Origin of the sequence: Roseovarius pacificus, from assembly GCF_900142665.1 — a bacterium.
In the GTDB taxonomy this organism is placed as follows: domain Bacteria; phylum Pseudomonadota; class Alphaproteobacteria; order Rhodobacterales; family Rhodobacteraceae; genus Roseovarius; species Roseovarius pacificus.
In genome coordinates, this window is record NZ_FRBR01000001.1 from 183,919 (window position 1) to 209,414 (window position 25,496).

Below are 25,496 nucleotides of genomic sequence, written 5' to 3' on the forward strand. Positions count from 1 at the left end.
GGCGGGCGTGCGACGCGCCCCCCGCCACGGCGCGCCCTACCGCCTGACCGGCGGCCTCACGGCGCTCGCCCTCACCCTGTCGGCCCCGGCCACCGCCGATGACAGCGCGCCCGACTCATGGACCGACCGCAAATGCACCCTTTACCGCCACGCGGTCGAGGATGCGCTCGCCCTGCTCGGGCGCGACGGCATCACCGATGCGTTCATGGACGAAAACGACGCCTTCATCGCCAATGGATGCGTGGCCAGGGGCGGGGTCTGTCCCCGCAGCGAACAGGACATCGCGATGGCGGACCTTCTGACCACCATGACCATGAACGAAGGCATGGCCAGCACCTTCGTGCCCTTCGACTGCCCCGATTAGGAAAACGCTCAGCCTCGCGCCCGGCCGATCTCGCGCCCCAGCTTGGCCAGCGCCAACAGCCACGGGCTGGCATGCAGCACCAGATCGAACCAGTCGATCGCGCGCACCAGATCGCCCGCCGCCAGCATCCTGATCTTTTCCCAGACATGCGGCTCGGGCGTGAACGGCGCCAGCCCCAGCGTGACGCACATCACCAGCACGAGCACCCACGGTAATTTGTCCAGCAAACGGGCCAAAATCTTTGTCCATGACAGGGAAAGGAAAGTGGCGCGGTTGACGGGGCTCGAACCCGCGACCTCCGGCGTGACAGGCCGGCACTCTAACCAACTGAGCTACAACCGCGCTGACGCGACAAGCGATCTTCGGGGCAGCGGTGGCGCGGTTGACGGGGCTCGAACCCGCGACCTCCGGCGTGACAGGCCGGCACTCTAACCAACTGAGCTACAACCGCTCACTGCCCGCCCGATCGCTCGGGCGTGATGCGCTTATTAGGCGCAGCGCGCGGTGCCGTCAAGCGCCCGTTTCGGGAAATTTCACCCCTCGTCCGCCACGTCCGCAAGACACCCCGCTGCAGCGCGCGAGCCCCCGCGCGCCGCATGAGCCACGCACAGCGAAAACAGCTTCGTATCAGCCCCGGATATGAAGGCATTCACGGGGGTCAAGGGGCGTGGAGCTTACGCCCGGTTAAGCAACGTCAGTCGCTCAACCAGCCGTAACTGGCCCTGAAACAAGACCTGTAACTCCTAGCGTCAATGACAGTGAACGCTGCCCGTGGATTTATCCATATGGCAGCACTGTCCCGGCGGAGAACTTTTCCGACAACCGCCACCGTGTTCGACAATCTCTTCAGGCCCCCCGGCCCGATCCGACACATCAAGTGCCGCAAACCCCGTACCGGGAACCATCGTTCCCGCGACAAGCACCGCAATGGAAAGAATGTGTTTCATGTCACCTCCGCTCAACGTCACCGACTCGATTTAAGCACAAGTGCACCAGCACGAGAACCCGTCAAATCGGTTCACCATGCTTCGTTTTCAACAGGTTGGGATGGTGGGTCGTGAGAGGCTCGAACTCCCGACATCTTCGGTGTAAACGAAGCGCTCTACCAACTGAGCTAACGACCCGATGCGCGCCGTTTACCCAAGCTGCGCGTCTTGTGCAAGAGGCTCCGTGCCAACAATTTCACCCATACAGCCGCCGCGTGAACCTGCGCCACATCAAAAGCGGCGTCGCCAGCACGAAGAAAAAGAACACCCCGCCGGAAACCTGCACCCAGACGGGGATTTGCAGCATGGTGTGAATGATCGTGAACAGCCCGAACAGAAACGGCGGGCTGATGAAGGACAGAACCACCGCCAGGTTGAAAATCCATTTCTTGATCCGGAACGCGGCCGTCCGGTTCAGGTGCTGGCGATATTCGTACCAATAGACGTCGCCCTTGGTATCCACGCTGCGCTCCTTGCGCATCAGGAACCGGTCGATTCCCGCGATGGTCAGCGCATCGTCGATCCAGAACAGGAACAGCGTGATCGAGATGATCGTCAGCACACACATCAGCGCGAACACGAAGGCGGCGTTTTCAGCCACTTTCACCGCCACCTCGCCACCGCCCGCAACCACGCTGAAAATCCCGAAAAACGACAGCACCCCGACATTGATCAGGCTCAGCCGGACATATTCGAACTGCTGGCGGCTGCGGCGCGCACGCTCTTCGCGCAGCATCGTCAACTCGTTCAGCATAATGTCTTTTTCGATATCCATCGCCCGCCCCGCTTGCTGCTCGTCCCCCGCCATCATTGCCCCGCGCCCGCCATCCCGCAAGCCCCGGCCCGCAAACCCCGCCACAACGAAAAACGGCGCGCCCGTTTTTCAGGCACGCCGCGCGGAATTCATGGTGGGTGATAAGAGATTCGAACTCCTGACATCTTCGATGTGAACGAAGCGCTCTACCACTGAGCTAATCACCCGTTGGCGCGCTATGTAGCGTCACTCGGCGGCGTCTGCAACACTCTCTTTCGCTTTATCCGCGCCGTGCTCCAGCGCCGGGGAGGCGGATTTGCTCTGACGGATTTTCGCCACGGTGATCCGGGCGTTCGGCGTCTCCTTGGTGCGCTGGTGCTTGAGCTTGCCGAGCGGCTGTAAGTTCAGCTCGCGCCCCTCGGCGATGGCCTCGCCCAGAATGTCGATCATGGCCTCGACCACGGGCTTGGCGAATTTCTTTTTCACGCCCGCGCGGTCGGTCACCATGTCGATCAGTTCCTTCTTCTTCAGCTCGGGCGCCACCGCCGTGACGGTGGTTTCGCTGACCACCCCCGGTTCCGGCGCGGTCTTCGCGGCCGGTTTCGCCGGGGTTTTCGCGGCGGTCTTTCCGCTTGTCGCGGATTTCGCTGCCGTGGATGCCTTGGAACTGGTTTTCGCCTTGCTCGAGGCGCTGCGACGTGTCGTCATGGGACCCTCTCGATCGTAACTGCTCTGTGGCGCTCAGCGTAACCGCAAGCGCGCGCCATGGCCAGCGTCAGTTGACATGGCCTGAGAACCCCTCCTGACATCGGGCCCATTGATACCTGGGGGAAAAATCATGACAAAACCTATTGTGACTCTGATTGCGCTTGCCACCATGACAGGCGCGGCCATGGCTGGCGGGTTGTCCGATCCTGTCGTCGCGCCCGGGATCGTCCCCGGGGCGGCCGTCGACAGTTCGGAGACAGTTCGGAAAAGGCCGGCGGGCTGATCGCCGCGATTGCCGTCCTGCTGATCATCATCGGCACGGGCAGCGGCTGATCCCCGTCCCTCGCTGAAAACGAAAAAGGCCCCGCCGGTGATCCCCGGCAGGGCCTTCAACTCAAGTCCGGGTCGCGGCGTCAGTGCGCCGTGGCTCCCTTGACGCTGTCATCGCCTTTCAGGGCGGCTTCGGCGGCGGCGGCCTCTTCGGCCTCCTCGTCCCACTCCACCGGCTCGGGCGTGCGCACCAGCGCCAGCTTCAGAACGTCGCGGACGTGATCGACGGGGATGATATCCAGCCCCTCTTTCACATTGTCCGGGATCTCGACCAGATCCTTTTCGTTCTCACGCGGGATCAGCACCGTCTTGATGCCGCCCCGCAGGGCCGCCAGCAGTTTCTCCTTCAGGCCCCCGATGGCCAGGGCATTGCCGCGCAGCGTGACCTCGCCGGTCATGGCGATATCCTTGCGCACCGGAATACCCGTCAGAACCGACACGATGGAGGTCACCATCGCAAGGCCCGCGCTCGGCCCGTCCTTGGGCGTGGCGCCCTCGGGAACGTGCACGTGGATGTCCCACTTCTCGAACCGCGGCGGCTTGACGCCGATCTCGGGCGCGATCGAGCGCACATAGGAACTGGCCGCGTCGATCGATTCCTTCATCACGTCACCCAGCTTGCCGGTGGTCTTCATCCGGCCCTTGCCCGGCAGGCGCAGCGCCTCGATGTTCAGCAACTCGCCCCCGACCGACGTATAGGCCAGCCCCGTGACCACGCCGACCTGGTCCTTTTCCTCGGCCAGCCCATAGCGGAACTTCTTGACGCCCAGGTAATCGCCCAGGTTTTCGGACGTGACCGTGATCGCCTTGTCCTCGCCCTTGATGATTCGGGTCACCGCCTTGCGGGCGACCTTGGCGATCTCGCGTTCGAGGTTCCGCACACCGGCTTCGCGGGTGTAATGGCGCACGATATCGGTCAGCGCGTCGTCGGTCAGTTCGAACTCGCCCTTGCGCAGACCGTGGTTCTTGATCTGCTTGGGGATCAGGTGCTGTTTGGCGATCTCGCGCTTTTCGTCCTCGGTGTAGCCCGCCAGCGGAATGATCTCCATCCGGTCCAGAAGCGGCCCCGGCATGTTGTAGGAGTTCGCCGTGGTCAGGAACATCACGTTCGACAGGTCGTATTCCACCTCGAGGTAATGGTCCACGAAGGTGGCGTTCTGTTCGGGGTCCAGCACCTCCAGCATGGCCGACGCCGGATCGCCCCGGAAATCCTGCCCCATCTTGTCGATCTCATCGAGCAGGATCAGCGGGTTGGTCGTCTTGGCCTTTTTCAGCGCCTGGATGATCTTGCCGGGCATCGAGCCGATATAGGTCCGGCGGTGGCCGCGAATCTCGGATTCGTCCCGCACCCCGCCCAGCGAAATGCGGATGAACTCGCGCCCCGTGGCCTTGGCCACGGATTCCCCGAGACTGGTCTTGCCCACGCCCGGCGGGCCGACAAGGCACATGATCGGCCCCTTCAGCTTTTTCGAGCGCTGCTGCACCGCCAGGTATTCCACGATCCGTTCCTTGACCTTTTCGAGGCCATAGTGATCGGTATCCAGAATCTTCTCGGCCCGGCCCAGATCCTTCTTCACGCGGGATTTCACGCCCCACGGGATCGACAGCATCCAGTCCAGATAGTTGCGCACCACCGTGGCCTCGGCGCTCATCGGGCTCATGTTCTTGAGCTTCTTGAGCTCCGCCTCGGCCTTTTCCCGGGCTTCCTTGGACAGCTTGGTATTGCCGATCTTCTCTTCGAGCTCGGCCAGTTCGCCTTCGCCCTCCTCGCCGTCGCCAAGTTCCTTCTGAATGGCCTTCATCTGCTCATTCAGGTAATACTCGCGCTGCGTCTTCTCCATCTGCGACTTGACGCGCGTCTTGATCTTCTTCTCGACCTGCAACACGCTCATCTCGCCCTGCATCAGGCCATAGACCTTCTCCAGCCGCTCGCTGACCGAAAGCGTCTCCAGAAGCTCCTGCTTCTGTTCCACCTCGATGCCCAGATGCCCGGCGACCAGATCGGCCAGCTTGGCCGGCTCCTCGGTTTCGCTCACGGCGGCCAGGGCTTCTTCGGGGATGTTCTTCTTGACCTTGGCATAGCGCTCGAACTCGTCGCTGACGGTGCGCAACAGCGCCTCGATCGTGGCCTGATCGCCCGGCATCTCGCTCAGGTATTCGGCGCGCGCCTCGAAGAAATTGTCGTTGTCCAGATAATCGGTGATCCGCACCCGCGCGACACCCTCGACCAGCACCTTGACGGTGCCATCGGGCAGTTTCAGCAATTGCAGCACATTGGCCAGAACGCCGGTGCCGTAAATGCCGTCGGCGGTCGGGTCGTCGATGCTGGCGTCGATCTGGCTGGACAGCAGAATCTGCTTGTCGTCCTGCATCACCTCTTCCAGCGCGCGAACGGATTTCTCGCGTCCGACGAACAGCGGCACGATCATGTGGGGGAAAACCACGATATCGCGCAGCGGCAGCACCGGATAGGAGGCGTTGAGAGGCTCTTGCATGCTCGTTTCCTTGTTCTGGGCAGATGGTCCGGGCCCCTGTCAAAGGCAGCCGCGCCCATCTCCGCGTTTCCTGAAGGCTAACTTGGGGCGGCCCCCGCCCCGTTTCAACCGATCTGACGCAGAATGCCTTTCCGGCCCCGGCTTCACAAGAGCTGTTTGAGCGGGTCCGCGCGCGCTGCCTGCAACGCTGTGCCGCAAAGTGCCTTTCGGCTGTCTCAACCGTACCCTGCAACCCCGCCCCACGGTCGCTCAGACGCCGTGTAATCCCGCAATGCGGGGCGCTCGAATGCCTGGCGCGGCGCGCCATGCTTGAGATTTTAGCGAAAAAATGCTAAACACTCACGGTTTTAAACAAGAAATTCAGGGGGAAATCATGAAATCAACCATCATCTCATCACTGGTCGCCGTTCTTGCCAGTACATCCTTCGCGGTGTCGGCAACCTACGACCTGTTCTTTTACGAAGGGCCTACTGTCGGAAATACCGCCAGCAACAATTCCCAGAGCGGGCGCAACATAAACGATGTGTCGCTGGCCGGAACTGGCCGCCTCGACATCGCGGACTCGGCGGTGGCGCCGAATGCCAGCATTGCGCTCAACGATTCCACGCGCATCGAACTGTCAATCAGCTACACCGACATTTACGATGAAACGCTGAATTGGACCCTTCCGGGCGATACGCTTTCCACCAATAACGGCAATGACGCCTTCGTTCTCCTGGACCCATCGGGCGCGTTCAAACGCTTCGATCTCGAAGGGACCACCACCGCCGTGCCGGGTATCTCCATTGCAGATGAGGACACACCCGCACCCGCGCCGTTCGGCCCCAACGGGCATCCGGTCGCCTCTTTGCAGGATGGCAACAATTTCAATCTCGGATACGTGACCGAGGCCTTCAGCGCGCCCAACTCGATACGCGACTGGCTGGCCGGCGATTTCATCGATCGCGATACCTGGGAAGCCCTTGGCTCCCAAGGCGACTTCATGGCATTCGCGGGAACGTACCGCTTCGATAACAGTCAACGCGACCGCGTCAGCAGCGGCGTTATCCTTGCCAGCCTGCGGGACGGCGGCACTGATCCCGACCCCGACGACACGCCCAATGTCATCCCGCTTCCGGCAAGCGGGTTTTTCCTGCTTGCCGGGCTTGGCGCCCTGGGGGCGCTCCGTCGGCGCTCCAGCACCTCATGAGGTGCCCTGGCACGCCGTCGTTCTGACCGGGGCGGCCCAGCGGGCGCCTGATACCGGGCGCCCGTCGCATATCAAAGCCGCTCGATATCGCCCTGCTCGCGCCCGGCGTGGAACGCGGCTTCCCAATCCGCGAACCGCCCCGCGGCAATCGCGTCGCGCATCCCCTGCATGATGTCCTGATAATAATGCAGGTTGTGCCATGTCAGCAGCATGGAACTGATGATCTCCTGGCTGCGGAACACATGATGCAGATAGGCGCGTGAATAGTTCCGGCAGGCGGGGCATGTGCACTGATCGTCGATCGGGCGCGGATCGTCCTGATGCCGGGCATTCTTGATGTTCAATTGCCCATGCCGGGTAAACACCTGCCCCGTCCGCCCGCTGCGCGAGGGCAGCACGCAATCCATCATGTCGATGCCCCGCTTCACCGCACCGACGATATCGTCGGGCTTGCCCACCCCCATCAGATAGCGCGGCTTGTCCGGCGGCAGGAATCCCGGCGCATAGTCCAGCACGCCGAACATCGCCTCCTGCCCTTCGCCCACGGCCAGACCGCCCACGGCATAGCCATCGAACCCGATCTCGCACAGTGCCTTCGCAGATTCCTCGCGCAATTCGGGCGTCACGCCCCCCTGCATGATCCCGAACAGCGCATGGCCGGGCCGGTCCCCGAACGCCGCTTTCGAGCGCGCCGCCCACCGCATCGACAACCGCATGCTCTCGGCCACCTGCGCCTCGGTTGCAGGCAGCGCCGGGCATTCGTCGAAACACATCACGATATCGCTGCCTAACAGCCGCTGGATCTCCATCGAGCGTTCCGGCGTCAACTCATGGCGCGACCCGTCGATATGGCTTTTGAAGGTCACCCCCTCTTCGGTCAGCTTGCGCAACCCCGCAAGGCTCATCACCTGAAATCCGCCGGAATCCGTCAGAATGGGCCGCTCCCAGTTCATGAAGCGATGCAACCCGCCCAGCCTGTCGATCCGCTCCGCCGTGGGGCGCAGCATCAGGTGATAGGTATTGCCCAGCAGGATATCGGCCCCCGTCGCGCGCACGCTTTCGGGCAGCATCGCCTTGACCGTCGCCGCCGTGCCCACCGGCATGAAGGCCGGCGTGCGCACCTCGCCGCGCGGCGTTTCGATCACCCCCGTGCGCGCCGCCCGGTCCGTGGCCTGCAATTGAAAGCTGAATTTCACCGCGTCATCCCGCATTTGCCGTCTTTCCGCCCCCCTTATTGTGATTTAACCTCGCTTGAAAACCCCGCGCTTTCATTTCGAGTGAGTTTCACAATGACCGAACAACAAATTCTGGACCTTCTGGGATCGAACCTGATCTGGATTCTCCTGGCAATCCTGATCTTCACCGTGATCTTCAAAGGCATCCAGATCGTCCCGCAATCCGAACAATACGTCGTCGAACGCTTTGGCCGCCTGCGCGCGGTGCTCGGGCCGGGGATCAATTTCATCGTGCCGTTCCTCGATGTCGTGCGCCACAAGGTGTCGATCCTCGAACGCCAGCTTCCCAATGCCAGCCAGGACGCGATCACCCGCGACAACGTGCTGGTCGAGGTCGAAACCTCCGTGTTCTACCGCATCACCCAGCCGGAAAAGACGGTCTATCGCATCCGTGACGCCGATGCCGCCATCGCCACCACCGTCGCCGGGATCGTGCGCGCCGAAATCGGCAAGATGGATCTCGATGACGTGCAGGCCAACCGCTCGGCCCTGATTTCCACCATCAAGGATGCGGTCGAGGATGCCGTCGACAACTGGGGCATCGAAGTCACCCGCGCCGAACTTCTGGACGTCAACCTCGATGAGGCCACCCGCGCCGCCATGCTCCAGCAGCTCAATGCAGAACGCGCCCGCCGCGCCCAGGTGACCGAGGCCGAGGGCAAGAAACGCGCCGTCGAACTCGAAGCCGACGGCGAGCTTTACGCCGCCGAACAAACCGCCAAGGCCCGCCGCATCCAGGCCGAGGCCGAAGCCTACGCCACCGGCGTCGTGGCGCAGGCGATTGCCGATAACGGGCTCGAAGCCGCGCAATACCAGGTCGCACTGAAACAGGTCGAGGCGCTCAACGCCCTCGGCAACAGCGCGTCCTCGCAAACCGTGCTGGTCCCCGCACAGGCGCTCGAAGCCTTCGGCAACGCCTTCAACATGCTGAAAGGCAGATCATGAGCGACCTCTGGAATATCTGGTGGGTCTGGCTGGCCGCCGCTCTGGCGCTGGCCATCCTCGAAACCCTGATCCCCGGCTATGTCTTTCTGGGCATCGCCGTGGGGGCGGCCCTGACGGCGCTGATCGTCGCCCTGCCCCTGTCCATCGGGCCATCCGCCCTGATCGCCATCTTCGCGGTCCTGTCGCTGGCGGCATGGCTGATCCTGCGCCGCGCCTTCCGCGCCCGCAACGATCAGAGCCGCATCATTCACGACGACATCAACCAGTAACCGCAAAACCGCCTGTCGGGCCGCGCCCATGGAATTCCTTGTGCTCGCGCCTGCGACATGCTGTCATCACCCCCAATACTCCGGCCTTGGCCCGCGCCAGGACCGACCCGAACAGACACAACAAGGGACAGATGCATGACCGATACACCCGAAGCCACACAGCAACTGCAATTCGGGTGGGAAGAATGGATTTCATTACCGGATCTCGGGGTGCCCGCCCTGCGCGCCAAGGTCGATACCGGCGCGCGCACCTCGGCGCTGCATGCCTTCGATATCGAAACCTTCGGCCCGGTCGGCAAACCCAAGGTGCGCTTTACCGTCCACCCCATTCCGGGGCGCGACGATCTGGTGATTCCCTGCTCGGCCCCCATCGTCGACCGGCGCGAGGTCACGTCCTCGAACGGCGAAAAGGAACTGCGCTACGTGATCGAAAGCAACCTGTCGGTCAACGGCGACAGCTGGCCCATCGAAATCACGCTGACCAACCGCGCGACCATGCAATCGCGCATGTTGCTGGGGCGCCAGGCGCTCAAGGATCATATCACCATCGTCGCCACCGACCGTTTCATGCAGCCCGAACTCAGCTACGATGTGTATCACACCGCCAAGATGCGCCACGAAGCGCCCAAGCGCGCCCTGCGGATCTGCGTTCTCTCGCGCGAGGATAACTACTCCACCCGCCGCCTTGTCGAAGAAGGCGAAAAGCGCGGTCACTCGGTCGAGGTGATCAACACCACCCGCTGCTACATGGCGATCAACGCCATGGCCCCCGAGGTGCATTACGATGGCAAACGCCTGCCCCGGTTCGACGCCGTGATCCCGCGCATCGGGGCCTCGATCACGCCCTACGGCACCGCCATCATCCGGCAGTTCGAAACCATCGGCACCTATTGCGTGAATCCCTCGGCCGGGATCAGCGCCAGCCGTGACAAGCTCTATGCCCATCAGATCATGGCCCGCGCCAGGATCGGCATGCCAAATACCGCCTTCGCCGCCTCGCCCAAGGATACCGGCAACCTGATCGGCCTCGTGGGCACCGCGCCGCTGATCGTCAAACTGCTGGAATCCACCCAGGGCAAGGGCGTCGTCCTGGCCGAAACCAAAAAGGCCGCCGAATCGGTGATCGACGCCTTCCGCGGTCTCAAGGCCAACTTTCTGGTGCAGGATTTCGTCAAGGAAGCCGCCGGCGAAGACATCCGCTGTCTGGTGATCGGCGGCAAGGTCGTCGCCTCGATGAAGCGCACCGGGGCCGAGGGCGATTTTCGCTCGAACCTGCATCGCGGCGGCTCGGCCAAATCCGTGCGCATCACCAAGGAGGAACGCGACACCGCCCTGCGCGCCGCCAAGGCCTTCAACCTGAACATGGCCGGGGTCGATCTGCTGCGCTCCGAAAACGGCCCCAAGGTGCTCGAGGTCAATTCCTCGCCGGGGTTCGAGGGGATCGAGAATTCGACCGGCAAGAACATCGTCGGGCGGCTTTACGAAAATATCGAATCCCGCGTGCGCCCCGCCCCGGTCCGGCGGCGCAAAACCACGACCCGGAAAAAATCCGACTGACGCTGTCGCACGCGGTTGCGTCCATCATGGACGCCCCCGGCGGGCCGACACGGGATTTTCGTACAAAACCCGCGTACACTTTGTACGTTTTGTACGAAACCCGACCTCTGGACGGCGTGGATCATAAAACCTATATGTTTCGTCAGGAACATCGCAGGACCCAGACATGACTCAAAGCCCAGAACCTCTCGAAGGCGCGCCGCTCATTGCTCCGTCCAGCACGGAGCATCCTCTCTACGAGCAGATCGTCGAGGCCTGCCGCACCGTCTATGACCCTGAAATTCCAGTGAATATTTACGATCTTGGCCTGATCTACACGGTCGAGATCGACGACGAGAACGCCGTGCGCGTCATCATGACCCTCACCGCACCGGGCTGCCCCGTCGCCGGTGAAATGCCCGGCTGGCTGGCCGAGGCCATCGAACCCGTCGCCGGGGTCAAGCAGGTCGATGTCGAACTGGTCTGGGACCCGCCCTGGGGCATGGACATGATGAGCGACGAAGCTCGCCTTGAACTGGGTTTCATGTAATATTTTCAATGGATTGAAAGGGAAATCTCATGTTCGGAATTCCCGGAAAACAGGCCGTCACCATGACGCCCGCCGCCGCCGCGAAAATCGCGAAGCTGATGGAAAAGGACGGCCACCAAGGCCTGCGCATCGGCGTCAAGAAAGGCGGCTGCGCGGGTATGGAATACACCATGGAGTATGTGGCCGAGGTCGATCCACATGATGAAGTGGTCGAACAGGACGGCGCACGGGTGATGATCGCCCCGATGGCGCAGATGTTCCTGTTCGGCACGCAGATCGACTATCAAACCTCCCTGCTTGAATCGGGGTTCGTGTTCAACAATCCCAACGTCACCGAAGCCTGCGGTTGCGGGGAATCGATCAAGTTCGAAGGCATGTAAGATACGTTCGTATCCATCTGCAAATAAACAATAATAAAGGAAATCGGGACGATGGTGCGCAAGCTCGCCGCTGGCAACTGGAAGATGAACGGAACCCGCGCGGCACTGGAGGAGCTACAGGCGTTGGCGCAGGCGCACAGCGACCCGGCCGTCGATATCCTGATCTGTCCTCCGGCGACCTTGCTGATGTCCGCCGCCGAACTGGTTTCGGGCCACCCACTAGATATAGGGGCCCAGGACTGCCACACCGCCCCCTCCGGCGCGCATACCGGCGATATCTCGGCCCCCATGATCGCCGATTGCGGGGCCACCGCCGTGATTGTCGGCCATTCCGAACGGCGCGAAGATCACAATGAATCCAATGACTTGATACGCGCCAAGGCCGAATCCGCCCATGCGGCGGGCCTCACCGCGATCATCTGTATCGGCGAAACCCTGGCACAGCGTGATGCCGGTCAGACCCTCGACGTGATCGCAGACCAGCTCCAGGGTTCCACCCCCGACGGGGCCACCGGGGTCAATACCGTCATCGCTTACGAACCTGTCTGGGCCATCGGCACCGGCAAGGTGCCGAGCCTCGAACAGATCGGCGAAGTGCATGATTTCATACGGGAAAAACTGACCGCGCGCTTTGGCGCGGACAACGTCCGCACCATCCGCCTGCTCTATGGCGGGTCGGTCAAACCCGCCAATGCCGCCGAGATTTTCGCCGTGCCGAACGTGGACGGGGCACTGGTCGGAGGCGCCAGCCTCACGGAAGCCGATTTTTCCCCTATTATCAAATCTCTGGAAGCCACAGTTTAAGCGATCACAGCGGCAGGAAGGTGGTCGATTTGATCTCTTCCATCGACAACAACGCCGTCACGTTATGCACTTTCACCTCGGAAATCAGTGCCTGGTAAAATGTGTCATAAGCCCGCGCATTGGCCACCCGCACCTTGAGGATATAGTCGATATCTCCCGCCAGCCGGTGCGCCTCCTGAACCTCGTCACGATCCAGCAAAGCCTTTAAAAACCTGGCCTGCCATTCGGCATCGTGTTCCGACGTGCGGATCAGGACAAAGAAACAGGCCTCGAATCCAAGCGCCTCGGCATCCAGTAGGAACGTCTGCTGTTTGATGATTCCGGCATCGCGCATTTTGCGAATCCGATTCCAGACAGGGGTCTTGGAACTGCCAACAACCTTGGCAATTTCATCCAGAGACAGGCCACCGTCCTTCTGCAACTGCACAAGAATTTTTCGATCCAGATCGTCAATGCGAACAGCCATTTCGCGTTTTGCCCTTTCGTAGAACACCTCCGGGAAATTGCCAGAAGGTTAGAACATATGTCCTTATTCGCGCCAACATATGGCGCATATGCGGGAATATTTTCTATATTACTTCCAAAGTCAAACAGGTTCCCAAGGCCACCGATGAAACATTTTCCCATCTTCCTGTCCGTCGAGGGCCAGCGCATCGTACTTTCGGGCGGTGGCGAGGCCGCATTGGCAAAACTGCGCCTGCTGCTGAAGACCGAGGCCGATCTGGTCGTCTTCGCCCCTTCCCCCGCCCCCGAGATCGAGACCTGGGCCACCGAGGGCCGCCTGACCCTGCACCGCCGCGCGCTTGCCGTTGGCGACACGCGCAACACCGCCCTGTTCTACGCCGCCGATGAAGACGCCATCGAAGACGCCCGCACCGCATCCATCGCCCATGCCGAGGGTGCATTGGTCAATATCGTGGACAATCTGGAGGACAGCCAGTTCATCACCCCCGCTATCGTCGATCGTGACCCGGTGACCGTCGCCATCGGCACCGAAGGCGCCGCGCCGGTCCTGGCCCGCGCGATCAAGGCCGATCTCGAGGCGAAACTGCCCGCAACCCTTGGTGCATTGGCGCGGATCGGCAAGGCGTTTCGCAAAATGGCCGATATCCTGCCCATGGGCCGTGTCCGCCGCGATTTCTGGGCGGATTATTATTTCAACGAAGGTCCGCGCGCATTGGATCGCGGTGGCGAAGCAGAGGTGAACAAGGCCCTGCAAGCGCTTGTTGAAAAACATGAAAAAGCCGAGCAACTCCCCGGCCATGTGGCCTTCGTCGGGGCGGGACCGGGCGACCCGGAGCTATTGACCCTCAAGGCGCGCAAGGCGCTCGACGCGGCGGATGTGGTGATCCACGACCGGCTGGTCGCGCCGGAAATCCTCGAACTCGCCCGCCGGGAGGCGACGCTGATCGACGCTGGTAAGCAAGGCTTTGGCCCCTCCATGGATCAGGACGAAATCAATCGCCTGATCGTGTCCCATGCCGCCCAAGGCGCGCAGGTGGTGCGCCTCAAGGGGGGTGATCCCACCGTTTTCGGGCGTCTGGACGAAGAGATCGACGCGGTCGAAGCTGCGGATATCGATTGGCATATCGTGCCCGGTATCACCGCGGCATCGGCCAGTGTGGCCGCCATCGGCCAGAGCCTGACACGGCGTGGCCGTAATTCGTCGATCCGGTTCCTGACCGGCCATGACGTGAAGGGATTTGCCGATCACGACTGGCAGGCGCTCGCCCGTCCCGGTGAGGTGGCGGCGATCTATATGGGCAAGAAATCGGCCCGTTTCATTCAGGGACGGCTGATCATGCACGGCGCGGATCGCGCCACGCCGGTAACGGTGATCGAGAACGCCTCCCGCCCCGATCAGCGCACGCTTGCCACCACGCTCGAAAAATTGCCGCTGGATCTGGCCGAGGCCCGGCTCAACGGCCCCGCCCTGACCTTCTATGGCCTTGCGCCGCGCGCGGCGCAAACCGCCCTTTTCCTTCAAGACCAGGAGCTTGCCTGACATGCCCCGAGAGTTCACTCCCAAAGTCGTCACCGCCAACGCCCTGATCGAGGGCGATGTCGTTTACCTGACAAGCGATGACCGCTGGACGCGTCACCTGTCCGAAGCCGAACTGATCACCGACGAGGCTCATGCCCAATTGCGCCTTCTGATGGCCGAGGGTCAGCCCAACGATGTCGTTGGCGTCTATCTGGCCGAGGCCGTCGCAGGCCCGGACGGGCCCGAGCCCACCCATTTCCGCGAGGCATTCCGCCGCAAAGGCCCCTCGAACTATCCCCATGGCAAGCAAGCGGAGTTGACCGATGTATAACTATTCCGAATTCGACGCTGCCTTCGTGGCCGAGCGCAACCGCCAGTTCCGCGCGCAGGTCGAACGCCGGATCAGCGGCGCGCTGACCGAAGATGAATTCAAGCCGCTGCGCCTGATGAACGGGCTCTATCTGCAATTGCACGCCTATATGCTGCGCGTGGCGATCCCCTATGGCACGCTGGACAGCGCCAAGATGCGCCAACTGGCCTATATCGCCGAACGGTGGGACAAGGGCTATGGCCATTTCACCACCCGGCAGAACATCCAGTACAACTGGCCCAAATTGTCGGATGTGCCGGATATGCTGGACGCCCTGGGCGAGGTCGGGATGCATGCCATCCAGACCAGCGGCAACACCATCCGCAATGTCACCGCCGACCATTTCGCCGGGGCCGCCGCGGATGAAATCGCCGATCCCCGACCCGTGGCCGAGCTGATCCGGCAATGGTCCACCGATCACCCGGAATTCCAGTTCCTGCCGCGCAAGTTCAAGATCGCCGTCACCGGCAGCCCCAATGACCGTGCCGTGATCAAAGCACATGACATCGGCTTGCAGATCGTCGAACGCGACGGTCGGCAAGGCTATCGCGTGATCGTGGGCGGCGGTCTGGGCCGCACGCCGATGATCGGCAAGGTGCTGTCCGATTTCGTCAGCCAGAACGATCTGTTGCCCTATCTCGAAGCGGTGGTCAGCGTCTGGAACCAGATCGGGCGGCGCGACAACAAGTACAAGAGCCGCATCAAGATCACCGTGCATGAACACGGTATCGACGACATCCGCGCGCGGGTGGAGGATCGTTTCGCAATTATCCGCCCCACCTTCAGCGGCATCGACCTTGAGTTGTTCCAAGAGATCAAGGCCGCCTTTGCTGCCCCGGCCTTTCGTGAGAGCAGCGTGGCACTCTACGAAACCGCCTATGCCACCGATCCGATCTTCCGCTCGTGGTGCGACACCAACCTGGCCGAACATCGCGCGCCGGGCTATGCCATCGTGCAGATCAGTCTCAAGGCCCATGGCGCGACACCGGGCGACGCCACGGTGGAGCAGATGCGCGTGATGGCCGATCTGGCCGAATTCTATGGTCATGACGAGCTGCGCATCAGTCACGAACAGAACGTGATCCTGCCGCATGTGCACAAATCAGACCTGCCTGCGATCCATGGCATCCTGAAAAAGCATGGGCTGGCCACGGCGAATATCGGACTGATCTCGGATATCATCGCCTGCCCCGGCATGGATTACTGCGCCCTGGCGACCGCCCGCTCGATTCCGATCGCGCAGCAAATTGCCACGCGGTTCGACGAGTTGAAGCTAGAACATGAAATCGGCGATCTGAAGATCAAGATTTCGGGCTGCATCAATGCTTGCGGGCACCATCATGTCGGGCATATCGGCATTCTGGGCCTCGACCGGGCCGGCGTCGAGAACTACCAGATCACGCTTGGCGGCGATCATACGCAGGATGCGGCCCTTGGGCAGCGCACCGGGCCGGGGTTCTCGGCGGATGATATCGTGCCCGCGATCGAGCGGATCGTGGACACCTATCTGGAATACCGCGACAGCGCCGACGAGTCTTTCCTGCAAACCTATCGCCGCGTCGGAATGCCTCCGTTCAAGAGCGCCCTTTATGAAAAGGCCGAGGCCTATGCAGCCCAGTGATCTCGACAATCGTGTCGCGACGCTCAATGACCGCTACCGCCATCATTCGGCGACAGCGGTTCTCGAGCACGCGTTGCACGACCCGGACGCCGGGAAGCTGGCGCTCGTGTCCAGCTTCGGGGCCGAGTCCGTGGTGCTGTTGCACATGGTTTCGGTCGCGCGTCGCGACACACCGGTGATCTTTATCGACACGCAGATGCTGTTTGCCGAAACGCTGGTTTATCAACAGGAACTGGCCGAGCGGCTCGACCTGCGCGACCTGCGCATCATCCGCGCTGCCGACACCGCGCTCCAACGGCAAGACCCCGACGGCACCCTGCACAAAACCGCGCCCGACGCCTGCTGCGCCCTGCGCAAGACCGAGCCCTTGCAGCGCGCCCTTGACGGGTTCGGCGGCTGGATCACCGGGCGCAAGCGGTTTCAGGGCAGCTCACGCTCCACGCTCGAGTTCTTCGAGGCCGAGGACGGCACGGGCCGGATCAAGGTCAACCCGCTGGCGCATTGGGCTCCCGAAGACCTGCGCACCTACATGGAGGAAAACCGCCTGCCCCGTCATCCGCTGGTGGCCAGGGGCTACCCCTCTATCGGCTGCGCCCCCTGCACGACACGTGTGAACGAAGGCGAAGACCCCAGATCGGGCCGCTGGCGCGGCCAGGACAAAACTGAATGCGGCATCCATTTCGTCAACGGAAGGATCGTCCGCCAAGGAGAGAACGCATGAGCATCATAGTGACTGACAAGGGGTTCACCCCCGACGATTGGACCGGCTCCATTTCCGCGCTCGAAGACGCACGGACAGGATATGCCATCGACTTGCCCTCCAGTGCCGACCCGATGGAACTGGCCGGGCGGCTGGCCGATATCCCGATGATCCGGGTGGATTTCCCCAGCTTTGCCGACGGGCGCGGCTTTACCATCGCGCGGCAGTTGCGCCTGATGGGCTACAAGGGACGGCTGCGCGCACGCGGCCATGTGATCGCCGATCAATACGCCATGGCCCGCCGGGCCGGTTTCGACGAGGTCGAAATCGCCGACGATCTGGCCGAACGGCAGCCCGAAGATCAGTGGATGTTCCGGGCCGATTGGGGCGCACATGATTATCAGGCGCGCCTGCGCGGCTAAACCCCCTTCACCTGACCTGAATCAAAGATTACTTAGAGGTGTCGGTTTAACGAAACCGGCAGATGGAGCAATGAACGAGATCAGCACAGTGACCGAAGCAGCAGCCAAGGCCGTCAAGAAACCCGCCCTGCCCGACGCGCAGACCGTGACCGAAGTGACCCATTGGACCGACCGTCTGTTTTCCTTCCGGGTGTCACGGCCCGCCTCGCTGCGGTTCCGCTCGGGGGAATTCGTGATGATCGGGCTGATGCAGACCGATGAAAAGACCGGCAAGGAAAAGCCGCTTCTGCGCGCCTACTCCATCGCCTCGCCCTCCTGGGACGAAGAGTTGGAATTCTACTCGATCAAGGTTCAGGATGGCCCACTGACGAGCCGCTTGCAGCACATCCAGCCCGGCGATGAGATCATCCTGCGGCCCAAGCCCGTGGGCACGCTGGTGCATGACGCCCTGCTGCCGGGCAAACGTATCTGGTTTTTCGCCACCGGCACCGGGTTTGCGCCGTTTGCCTCGCTTCTGCGCGATCCGCAGACCTATGAGGACTATGATGAGGTCATCATCACCCACACCTGCCGCGAGGTGGGCGAGTTGGAATACGGCAAGCAACTGATCGACGGCATCCGCAAGGACGAAATGCTGGAGGAACTGATCGGCGAGGGGTTTCACGAGAAACTGAGATACTACCCGACGACCACCCGCGAAGAGAGCCCAAAGATGGGCCGCATCACCGACCTGATGCGCAAGAGTGAAGTGTTCGAGGATCTGGGCGTCGAGGCGCTCAGGCCCGAAACCGACCGCGCGATGGTCTGTGGGAACCTGGCCTTCAACCTTGAGATCAAGGAGATGCTGGAAGAGTACGGGCTGCGCGAGGGCGCCAATTCGGACCCCAAGGAATACGTGGTCGAAAAGGCGTTTCTGGACTGATCCGCGCTACGCCTTTCCCGCGATACAAAAAACCCGCGCCGGTCTGGCGCGGGTTTCTTTTTTGTAGTCAGACTGATTACCCGATCTTACATGCCAAGCGCTTCGCGAACCTTTGCAAGAGCGGTTTCGAGCAGATCAGGGTTTTGCTGCGCTTGCTCAAGCGATCCTTTCAGCAGGGTTTTCTGCATGTCACCGATCGACGAATTATCGATCGCTTCGGACGCCTTGTCCATGTCGAAGCCCTCGACGGTCAGCCAATCGGCCACACCCCCGGCAGGTGCTTCAACCTCTGCTTCGGTCGCCGCGGCGGCCTCGTCGGTAGCGCTTTCTGCGGCATCGGCGGCGGATTCCGCTGCCTCCGCAGCCTCATCGACCGCGGTATCGGTGGCCTGATCGACGGCCTCAGCGGCGCTGTCGGTGGCCTCGGTCGCGTTTTCAACCGCCGTATCCGCCGCATCGCTGGCGGTGTCTGCTGCACTATCTGCGGCGTCATTTGCCGCATCCGCCGCATCCGAGGCAGCATCTTCGGCGGCGGTTGCCGCGTCGTCAGCGGCTTCGGTGGCGGTATCGACGGCATCGCTGGCGGCGTCCGCAGCGGCATCCGCCGCGTCTCCCGCAGCATCAACTGCTTCTTCCGCGGTGTCCTGCACGGTCGTCGCGGCCTCTTCGGCAGCATCGGTCACGGCTGTGGCCGCGTTGTCGACGGCTTCGCCGGCGGCCTCGGCGGCATCTTCCAGGGCGGTGGGTTCTTCGACCGCGCCGGTCACGTCGTCGGCAACGTCTTGCGGCGATTTCCCGGTGAAGAGCATGTAACCACCCCCCAGAACCACAAGCGCCAGAACGATCCAAAGCAGGTTTCTCATTGTTTTAGTCCCCTCAAAATACTGGTCTTCTGCGCGACCACCTGTCACGCATCTCATTGCTTTCAGATGACTCTGCGAAAGGAAAGCGACAAGGGGGAATGTAACACGATTCGGCTCAGATCAGCCGATTTTGCAGCTTGAAAGCCCGCAATACCGCGGTTAACTTGCGATTTCGAAATATTCCAACAACCGAAGGATCAAAGCCATAGCCCGCAGACCGCATAACGCGCCCCCGACCCGTGATACAGGCCCCCGCGTCAACGACAAAATCCGTGCTCCCGAAATTCGCCTGATCGGCGCCGAAGGGGAAAACGTTGGCGTCGTGACACCAGAGCGTGCGATGGAGATGGCCGAGCAGGCCGGGTTGGATCTGGTTGAAATTTCGCCCAACGCCACCCCGCCGGTCTGCAAGATCATGGACTATGGCAAGTACAAGTACGAACAGCAGAAGCGCGAGGCCGAAGCGCGCAAGAAGCAGAAAACCATCGAGGTGAAGGAGGTCAAGTTCCGGCCCAACACCGACACGCATGACTATGACGTGAAGATGCGTAACGTACTGAAATTTCTTGAAAAAGGCGACAAAGTCAAAGTCACGCTGCGGTTTCGCGGTCGCGAAATGGCGCACCAGGACCTGGGCCGCGACCTGCTGAACCGGGTGGCCGAAGACGTCAAGGACATCGGCAAGGTCGAGAACATGCCGAAGATGGAAGGCCGTCAGATGATCATGGTGATCGGCCCCATCGCGCGCTGAGGTCGGGCCATCCGTTTCGTACAAAACGTACGAAGTGTACGCGGGTTTTGTACGAAATCCGGGGCTTTCACGAAAGAGCGCGTCCATGATGGACACAAACACCCCCTTGCACCCACCGGTGCGAGGGGTTTTTTATCCGCAACGACCTGCCCCCGACCGACTCGGGCGAACAGACCCAGGACAAGGAGAGCGCACAATGTGGGAAGAGCGGTTTGCCACGCCGGACTATGTTTTCGGACGCGCCCCGGCGGTCTTTCTGACCGATCACGTCGATCTGCTGACCCCCGGCGCGACGGCGCTGTCGGTGGCCGATGGCGAGGGGCGCAATTCGGTGTTCATGGCGCGGCGGGGCATGCGGGTCACGGTGCTGGAATACGCCCCCTCGGCGATTGCCAAGGCAAAGGCCCTTGCCGAAGAGAGCGGTGTCGAGGTGACATTCCGGCAAGTGGACGTGCTGGCCCATGACTGGCCCGACACCTACGATCTGGTGGCGGGCATCTTCATCCAGTTCGTCGGTCCGAAGGATCGCGCGGTACTGTTCGACGGCATGAAGCGCAGCGTCGCCCCCGGCGGGCTGATCATGCTGCACGGCTATACCCCGAAGCAGATCGAATTCGGCACCGGCGGGCCGTCCGACCCGGCCAATATGTATACCGAAGAGATCCTGCGCGATGCCTTTGACGGGTGGGACATCCTGGAGTGCCGCGCGTATGAGCGAGAGCTTCGCGAAGGCAAGGGACATGCCGGGCGGTCGGCCCTGATCGACCTGGTTGCGCGCCGCCCCGAGGACGGCTGAGCATCAGGCGGCCGGCATCGGACCGGCCAGATCATAATTGATGCCAAGAATCGAATTCTGCGGCAGTATGGCCTCATGTCACCGTACCCAACAGCGATCTCCGTCAGCATAGTCACCGACGACACCGCGGTGACGCTCGATGGTGTTCTGGATATCCCGCCCGATCCCACGGGGGTGGTGATTTTTGCGCATGGCAGGGGCAGCAACCGCATGAGCCCGCGCAACATCAACGTTGCCCGGCAACTGAACGCGGCGGGCATCGCCACGTTGCTGTTCGATCTGCTGACCGATGCCGAAGCCTCCAGCCCGCACCATGGGCAGGACATCGCGTTGCTGGCCAATCGGGTTCAGCATGCGCTGGACTGGACGGCGATCAACACGCAAACCGCGCCGCTGCCCAAGGGGCTGTTCGGGGCCGGCACCGGGGCCGCCGCCGCGCTGGAAACCGCCGCACGCGGATGGGGGCGGGTCGAGGCCCTGGTCGCCCGTGGCGGGTATCCCGATCTGGCGCAGGCCGCCCTGCCCCGTGTCTCCGCGCCGACCCTTCAGATCGTGGCGGAACTGGACCGGGACATGCTGGACATGGGGCGCATGGCGAAAGCCATGCTTGGCCGGGACAGTGCGCTGCGGGTCGTTCCCGGCGCTTCGGCGCTGTTCGAGGAGCCGGGCGCGCTGGATATGGTCGCGCGGCACAGTGTCGAGTGGTTCACCACCCATCTGCGCGGCACCCGGTGACAGAGGTCAGCGTGCCAGCGGTTCGAGCACCGTAATCCCCACGGCGGCGGCGCGCGCCAGTTCCGGGTCCAGCGACATCGGAATATATTCCCCCCGCCGCCAGAGCTGCGCCATATCGTCGTAATGGCGCGACAGGAAATGCCCCGACTGGCCGGTCGAAACGATGAACACGCTGCTGTCGGGATCGGCGAAGTCGTAAACCCCGCGATACCCCGCACCATGCACGTTCTGGAACGGATCGGGGCCGGTTCCCTTTGTGCGCCCCCGCAACAGCGTGTGATCCCCGCCCGAGGTGGATTGGCGGATATTCACGAAATAGCGCAGCAGGGGCACCTCGCCCAGAACCTGATGATCGTGGGTGGCCTGATGGGCATCGCCCCACCGCAGGCTTTCCAGAGCGGTGCCATAGGTTTCGTTGATCCACACCAGCGCATCGTCCAGCGCCATGCGGGAAATGTCGGTGCAGCTTTCCACGCGGGTGGACTGACGCACATCGCACCATGCCGCAGCCCCGTCGATATCGCGGTAAACCCGTTCGATGAACACCGGGTCGGGGTGGCTGAACTCATGCGCCAGCGGCCCCAGATCGTCGCGCGTCAGGCGGTCTTGCAGGGCGCGCAGCCACGCGGCGTAGATCAGCGGCTCGGGGAGGTGTTCGTTCATCTCGCCGTTCCATTCCGACAGCAGGTCGAGCGCGCGCTGGCGCTGGCGTTCGGGGGTGCCGTCGGGCGCGGCCTCGCCGGTGAACCACAGATCGGCGCCGATCAGCGGCAGGAGCGAGCGCGCGGTGAAGCTGACAGTGTCGAGCTGTGCCTCGATAAAGCTGTCGCGGGTGTGCACCTCGCGGTTCTGCATCAGCTTGCGCCAGCGATAGACGCGCTGCGTATCGCCCCACAGGAAGCTGACATGCAGCGGGAAAGGCCGGTCGACGGTCTTGTTGTTGGTGTTGCCCAGAACCCCGCCCGCGGGCGCGACGAATTCGGGATTGGCGGAATAGGGGCTGATCCCCTGCCAGCGGTTCTGGCGAACCCAGCCGCGCGCGGGCATGCGCCCCTGCGTGTCGTGGCGCGCGTTGCGGCGCGGCATGGCGCCGACGGTTTTCATGGCGATGGTATCCTGATCGACCAGCGTCAGGTTCTGCGAGGGCGCGACGTAAAGGCGGCCCGCATCCAGCGCGGTCTCGACCGTCTTGGCGTGCATTATGCTCATGCCCGCGCTCATCGTGGTGTCGGCATCGCTGAGCGCGGTCCAGGACAGCGCGGCGACATGCCCCGGCGGGGTGATCGTGGCCAGATCGTAATGCGAGCCGGGCAGGATCGGGCCGTTATCGCTCCAGCGCAGGGTCAGGGTGACCGGGTCGGCATCCTTGATGTGGATGATCGAACGCTCGGTGCGGAAGGGTTTGTGCCCCTCGGGGGTGAGGTATTCGGCCGGGTTGTCGGGATTGAGCTTTTCGATGAAAATGTCCTGATCGTCCATGTAGGACGAGGTGATCGCCCAGCCCAGATCGTGGCTGCGCCCGGTCATCACCACCGGCACGCCGGGAATGGTGCCGCCGATCACGCCGCCGCTGTCCAGTTGCAGGCGCGCCAGATACCAGATGGAAGGCGCGGAAAAGCCCAGATGCGGATCGTTGGCCAGCAGCGTCCCCCCCGAGGCCGAGCGCGCGGGCGCGGCGGCCCAGGCATTCGACGCCCCGGCAAAGGCGCGTTTGTGGAACGGCGACAGAGGATCGCGCGGGCGCTCTGGCAGAGAGGCATGGCGCAGCGCGCGCGCACCGGGCATGAGTGCGGCGTAATCGGGCAGCGCGGCGATGCCGCTGCCCGGCGCGAGGGGCATGATATCGGCAAGGCGGGCCTCATCGTCGAGTTCCAGCGAGGCGCGGGCGTAGAGCACCTCGTTCTCCAGATGCGAGGAGAGCTGCACCGCCATAAGCTTGATGATGGCGATGGAATCGGCGGGCTGCCAAGGGGCGACGGGGGCATTGAACAGGAACATCTCGGGGGCGCCGCGCCCGAGCGCCTCCTGATTGATTTCGGCCAGCCGGGCGTTGACCCCGGCGGCATAGGCGGTGAGCGCCTCTTGCGTGGCGGCGTCCTGCGCCGCGACCGAACGGCGGGCCAGATCGTAGAGCGCGAAACGGCGCATGAGCTTGTCGATCTCGATGGTGCGGGCGCCGAACACCTCGGACAGGCGGCCCTGCACCGTGCGGCGCAGCGTCACCATTTGCCACAGGCGATCCTGCGCATGGGCATAGCCGAGCCCGAAGAACGTATCGGCATCGTTGCCGCCGAAGATATGGGGCACGTTGGCATTGTCGCGCACGATTTCCACCGGCGTGCTGGTGCCGGCCACGGTGAGGCGCTTGTCGTAGTCGGGCAAGGAGCGCGATAGCAGGAAATACAGCACAAGCACGGCGATCAGCGCCAGCACGATCGCCCCGCCCGTCAGCCGCAGCAGCCATTTGAAGATCAGCGCCATGCCCCTGCCCCGGTTTTTCCTTGCATCCGCGCATGGGATAGTCAGAAATCCGGGCCGAGACAATGGAAAGGGAGAAGACAATGACGAAACTGGCATTTCTGGGCCTTGGCGTGATGGGGTACCCGATGGCGGGGCACCTTCAGGCGGCGGGCCATGACGTCTGCGTCTACAACCGGACGACGACCAAGGCCGAGGCCTGGGTCAAGGAGCATGGCGGGCGCATGGCCCCCTCCCCGCGCGAGGCCGCCGGGGGCGCGGAGTTCGTGATGGCCTGCGTGGGCAATGACGACGATCTGCGCGGCGTCTGCCTTGGGCCGGACGGTGCCTTCGGCGGGATGAAGGATGGCGCGATATTCGTCGATCACACCACCGTGTCGGCCAAGGTGACCGAGGAACTTTACGCCAAGGCGCAGGAGGCCGGGCTGAATTTTGTCGATGCGCCGATTTCGGGCGGTCAGGCCGGGGCCGAGAACGGCCAGCTTTCGATCATGTGCGGCGGCGATCAGACCGCCTATGACGCCGCCGAGCCGGTGATGAACACCTATGCCAAGCTGTGCCGCCGCATCGGCGACACCGGCGCGGGACAGATGACCAAGATGTGCAACCAGATCGCTATCGCCGGAGTCGTGCAGGGCCTGAGCGAGGCGCTGCATTTCGCCGAAAAGGCCGGTCTGGACGGGCGCGCGGTGGTCGAGGTGATCAGCCAGGGCGCTGCGGGAAGCTGGCAAATGGCGAACCGCTACGAGACCATGCTGGACGACGCGTTCGACCACGGTTTCGCGGTGGACTGGATGCGCAAGGATCTGGGCATCTGCCTGTCCACGGCCAATGAAACCGGGGCGTCCCTGCCGGTCACGGCGCTGGTCGATCAGTTCTATAAGGACGTGCAGTCCATGGGCGGCGGCCGCTGGGACACGTCGAGCCTGTTCAAACGCCTGCGCAAGCTGGCAGGCTGAGTGCATGAGGGGGGCGCGGCCCCCTCGGCCCGCGGGGGTGTTTGCAGGGCGATAACAGCCATATGGTTTTTTCGTCCGGCCCGTGCCGCCGTTCGCTGCGCGGAACGGTCGTGGCTGCTATGGGGGACGGAGTTGCCGTTGACTGAGCCGCGCAACGCCGGGCCGCGGGATGGCGATCAGACGGTCATTCAGTGCAGTTTATGCTGGCCAAATCCGAAAGAGGCCGGAACAGCGCGCGGACCTCACCCAATCGCCAGCCCATACGGGCGGTCTGGCGATGCGCGGCGGCCTGCGGCCGCTGTTTCGCGCGAGTGGGAAGACCTCTGCGGATACAATCCAGACAACAGCCG

At 62.8% G+C, this 25,496-nt stretch carries 26 protein-coding genes and 4 tRNA genes; 18 read left to right on the forward strand and 12 right to left on the reverse strand.

Annotated features, from left to right (window positions below; genetic code table 11):
• Positions 1–7: 7 nt before the first annotated feature.
• On the forward strand, positions 8–364 hold the full coding sequence (locus BUB53_RS00875) for a hypothetical protein (protein ID WP_143163101.1): 357 nt from the start codon (positions 8–10) through the stop codon (positions 362–364).
• Between the two features lie 8 nt (positions 365–372).
• On the opposite strand, the gene BUB53_RS00880 is transcribed toward BUB53_RS00875, so the two are convergent.
• The 8 genes from BUB53_RS00880 to lon all read right to left on the reverse strand — a co-directional run bounded on the left by BUB53_RS00880 (position 373) and on the right by lon (position 5,637).
• Positions 373–600 (reverse strand): RND transporter, encoded by a 228-nt coding sequence (locus BUB53_RS00880; RefSeq protein ID WP_073031666.1) that lies wholly within the window; start codon positions 598–600, stop codon positions 373–375.
• A gap of 29 nt (positions 601–629) precedes the next feature.
• Positions 630–706: transfer RNA gene (locus BUB53_RS00885), tRNA-Asp, on the reverse strand.
• Positions 707–738: 32 nt separating this feature from the next.
• A tRNA-Asp gene (locus BUB53_RS00890) sits at positions 739–815 on the reverse strand.
• Between the two features lie 597 nt (positions 816–1,412).
• A tRNA-Val gene (locus tag BUB53_RS00900) sits at positions 1,413–1,488 on the reverse strand.
• Positions 1,489–1,546: 58 nt separating this feature from the next.
• Positions 1,547–2,125 carry a hypothetical protein gene (locus BUB53_RS00905; protein ID WP_143163103.1) on the reverse strand — a complete coding sequence of 193 codons (579 nt, stop codon included), beginning with the start codon at positions 2,123–2,125 and terminating at the stop codon, positions 1,547–1,549.
• Between the two features lie 131 nt (positions 2,126–2,256).
• Positions 2,257–2,331 (reverse strand) — tRNA-Val (locus BUB53_RS00910).
• Between the two features lie 19 nt (positions 2,332–2,350).
• Positions 2,351–2,812 (reverse strand): HU family DNA-binding protein, encoded by a 462-nt coding sequence (locus BUB53_RS22900; RefSeq protein ID WP_084728767.1) that lies wholly within the window; start codon positions 2,810–2,812, stop codon positions 2,351–2,353.
• Positions 2,813–3,225: 413 nt separating this feature from the next.
• Entirely contained in the window at positions 3,226–5,637 is a 2,412-nt protein-coding gene (gene lon / locus BUB53_RS00920) for an endopeptidase La (RefSeq protein ID WP_073031671.1), read from the reverse strand.
• Between the two features lie 373 nt (positions 5,638–6,010).
• Between lon and BUB53_RS00925 the strand changes: the two genes are divergently transcribed.
• Complete coding sequence (locus BUB53_RS00925; RefSeq protein ID WP_073031673.1) at positions 6,011–6,826, forward strand: VPLPA-CTERM sorting domain-containing protein; 816 nt, start codon at positions 6,011–6,013, stop codon at positions 6,824–6,826.
• Positions 6,827–6,897: 71 nt separating this feature from the next.
• Here the strand turns inward: BUB53_RS00925 and tgt are convergent, their stop codons facing one another.
• Positions 6,898–8,037, reverse strand: coding sequence for a tRNA guanosine(34) transglycosylase Tgt (tgt, locus tag BUB53_RS00930; RefSeq protein WP_073031675.1), 1,140 nt, complete (start codon positions 8,035–8,037; stop codon positions 6,898–6,900).
• Between the two features lie 78 nt (positions 8,038–8,115).
• Here tgt and BUB53_RS00935 point away from each other — a divergent pair, with 78 nt between their 5' ends.
• The 6 genes from BUB53_RS00935 (at position 8,116) to tpiA (ending at position 12,545) form a co-directional block, all read left to right on the forward strand.
• Positions 8,116–9,006, forward strand: coding sequence for an SPFH domain-containing protein (locus BUB53_RS00935; RefSeq protein ID WP_073031677.1), 891 nt, complete (start codon positions 8,116–8,118; stop codon positions 9,004–9,006).
• Positions 9,003–9,275, forward strand: a complete 273-nt coding sequence (locus tag BUB53_RS00940) for an NfeD family protein (protein ID WP_073031679.1) — start codon at positions 9,003–9,005, stop codon at positions 9,273–9,275. Before BUB53_RS00935 ends, BUB53_RS00940 begins: the two co-directional genes overlap by 4 nt.
• A 135-nt stretch (positions 9,276–9,410) precedes the next feature.
• A complete protein-coding gene (gene rimK, locus BUB53_RS00945) occupies positions 9,411–10,832 on the forward strand; it encodes a 30S ribosomal protein S6--L-glutamate ligase (RefSeq protein ID WP_073031681.1) in 1,422 nt (473 codons plus the stop codon).
• 166 nt (positions 10,833–10,998) lie between these two features.
• On the forward strand, positions 10,999–11,361 hold the full coding sequence (locus BUB53_RS00950; RefSeq protein WP_073031683.1) for an SUF system Fe-S cluster assembly protein: 363 nt from the start codon (positions 10,999–11,001) through the stop codon (positions 11,359–11,361).
• 29 nt (positions 11,362–11,390) lie between these two features.
• Positions 11,391–11,741: a HesB/IscA family protein gene (locus BUB53_RS00955; protein ID WP_073031685.1), complete on the forward strand. Its 351-nt coding sequence runs from the start codon at positions 11,391–11,393 to the stop codon at positions 11,739–11,741.
• 51 nt (positions 11,742–11,792) lie between these two features.
• A complete protein-coding gene (gene tpiA, locus BUB53_RS00960; protein ID WP_073031687.1) occupies positions 11,793–12,545 on the forward strand; it encodes a triose-phosphate isomerase in 753 nt (250 codons plus the stop codon).
• A 4-nt stretch (positions 12,546–12,549) separates the two neighbouring features.
• On the opposite strand, the gene BUB53_RS00965 is transcribed toward tpiA, so the two are convergent.
• A complete protein-coding gene (locus tag BUB53_RS00965) occupies positions 12,550–13,011 on the reverse strand; it encodes an Lrp/AsnC family transcriptional regulator (protein ID WP_073031689.1) in 462 nt (153 codons plus the stop codon).
• A 144-nt stretch (positions 13,012–13,155) separates the two neighbouring features.
• Between BUB53_RS00965 and cysG the strand changes: the two genes are divergently transcribed.
• The 6 genes from cysG to BUB53_RS00995 all read left to right on the forward strand — a co-directional run bounded on the left by cysG (position 13,156) and on the right by BUB53_RS00995 (position 18,564).
• On the forward strand, positions 13,156–14,550 hold the full coding sequence (cysG, locus tag BUB53_RS00970; protein WP_073031692.1) for a siroheme synthase CysG: 1,395 nt from the start codon (positions 13,156–13,158) through the stop codon (positions 14,548–14,550).
• Between the two features lies 1 nt (position 14,551).
• Complete coding sequence (locus BUB53_RS00975; protein WP_073031694.1) at positions 14,552–14,860, forward strand: DUF2849 domain-containing protein; 309 nt, start codon at positions 14,552–14,554, stop codon at positions 14,858–14,860.
• Positions 14,853–16,520, forward strand: a complete 1,668-nt coding sequence (locus BUB53_RS00980; RefSeq protein ID WP_073031696.1) for a nitrite/sulfite reductase — start codon at positions 14,853–14,855, stop codon at positions 16,518–16,520. The genes BUB53_RS00975 and BUB53_RS00980 overlap by 8 nt, the downstream gene beginning before the upstream one ends.
• Positions 16,507–17,241: a phosphoadenylyl-sulfate reductase gene (locus BUB53_RS00985; RefSeq protein WP_073031698.1), complete on the forward strand. Its 735-nt coding sequence runs from the start codon at positions 16,507–16,509 to the stop codon at positions 17,239–17,241. Before BUB53_RS00980 ends, BUB53_RS00985 begins: the two co-directional genes overlap by 14 nt.
• Positions 17,238–17,642, forward strand: a complete 405-nt coding sequence (locus BUB53_RS00990) for a DUF934 domain-containing protein (protein WP_073031700.1) — start codon at positions 17,238–17,240, stop codon at positions 17,640–17,642. The genes BUB53_RS00985 and BUB53_RS00990 overlap by 4 nt, the downstream gene beginning before the upstream one ends.
• Positions 17,643–17,712: 70 nt before the next feature.
• The gene (locus BUB53_RS00995) at positions 17,713–18,564 is read left to right on the forward strand and encodes a ferredoxin--NADP reductase (protein ID WP_073031710.1); all 852 of its coding nucleotides are present in this window, start codon (positions 17,713–17,715) and stop codon (positions 18,562–18,564) included.
• 86 nt (positions 18,565–18,650) lie between these two features.
• Here the strand turns inward: BUB53_RS00995 and BUB53_RS01000 are convergent, their stop codons facing one another.
• Complete coding sequence (locus BUB53_RS01000) at positions 18,651–19,427, reverse strand: hypothetical protein (RefSeq protein ID WP_073031722.1); 777 nt, start codon at positions 19,425–19,427, stop codon at positions 18,651–18,653.
• A gap of 292 nt (positions 19,428–19,719) precedes the next feature.
• Here BUB53_RS01000 and infC point away from each other — a divergent pair, with 292 nt between their 5' ends.
• The 3 genes from infC (at position 19,720) to BUB53_RS01015 (ending at position 21,709) form a co-directional block, all read left to right on the forward strand.
• Entirely contained in the window at positions 19,720–20,178 is a 459-nt protein-coding gene (infC, locus tag BUB53_RS01005; protein WP_327213535.1) for a translation initiation factor IF-3, read from the forward strand.
• 196 nt (positions 20,179–20,374) lie between these two features.
• Positions 20,375–20,974 carry an SAM-dependent methyltransferase gene (locus BUB53_RS01010; RefSeq protein ID WP_073031726.1) on the forward strand — a complete coding sequence of 200 codons (600 nt, stop codon included), beginning with the start codon at positions 20,375–20,377 and terminating at the stop codon, positions 20,972–20,974.
• 75 nt (positions 20,975–21,049) lie between these two features.
• Complete coding sequence (locus BUB53_RS01015) at positions 21,050–21,709, forward strand: dienelactone hydrolase family protein (RefSeq protein ID WP_200797765.1); 660 nt, start codon at positions 21,050–21,052, stop codon at positions 21,707–21,709.
• A 6-nt stretch (positions 21,710–21,715) separates the two neighbouring features.
• Here the strand turns inward: BUB53_RS01015 and BUB53_RS01020 are convergent, their stop codons facing one another.
• Positions 21,716–24,190 carry a penicillin acylase family protein gene (locus BUB53_RS01020; RefSeq protein WP_073031728.1) on the reverse strand — a complete coding sequence of 825 codons (2,475 nt, stop codon included), beginning with the start codon at positions 24,188–24,190 and terminating at the stop codon, positions 21,716–21,718.
• Between the two features lie 62 nt (positions 24,191–24,252).
• On the opposite strand from BUB53_RS01020, the gene BUB53_RS01025 reads away from it, so the two are divergent.
• The gene (locus BUB53_RS01025; RefSeq protein ID WP_373285758.1) at positions 24,253–25,146 is read left to right on the forward strand and encodes an NAD(P)-dependent oxidoreductase; all 894 of its coding nucleotides are present in this window, start codon (positions 24,253–24,255) and stop codon (positions 25,144–25,146) included.
• Positions 25,147–25,496 lie beyond the last annotated feature (350 nt).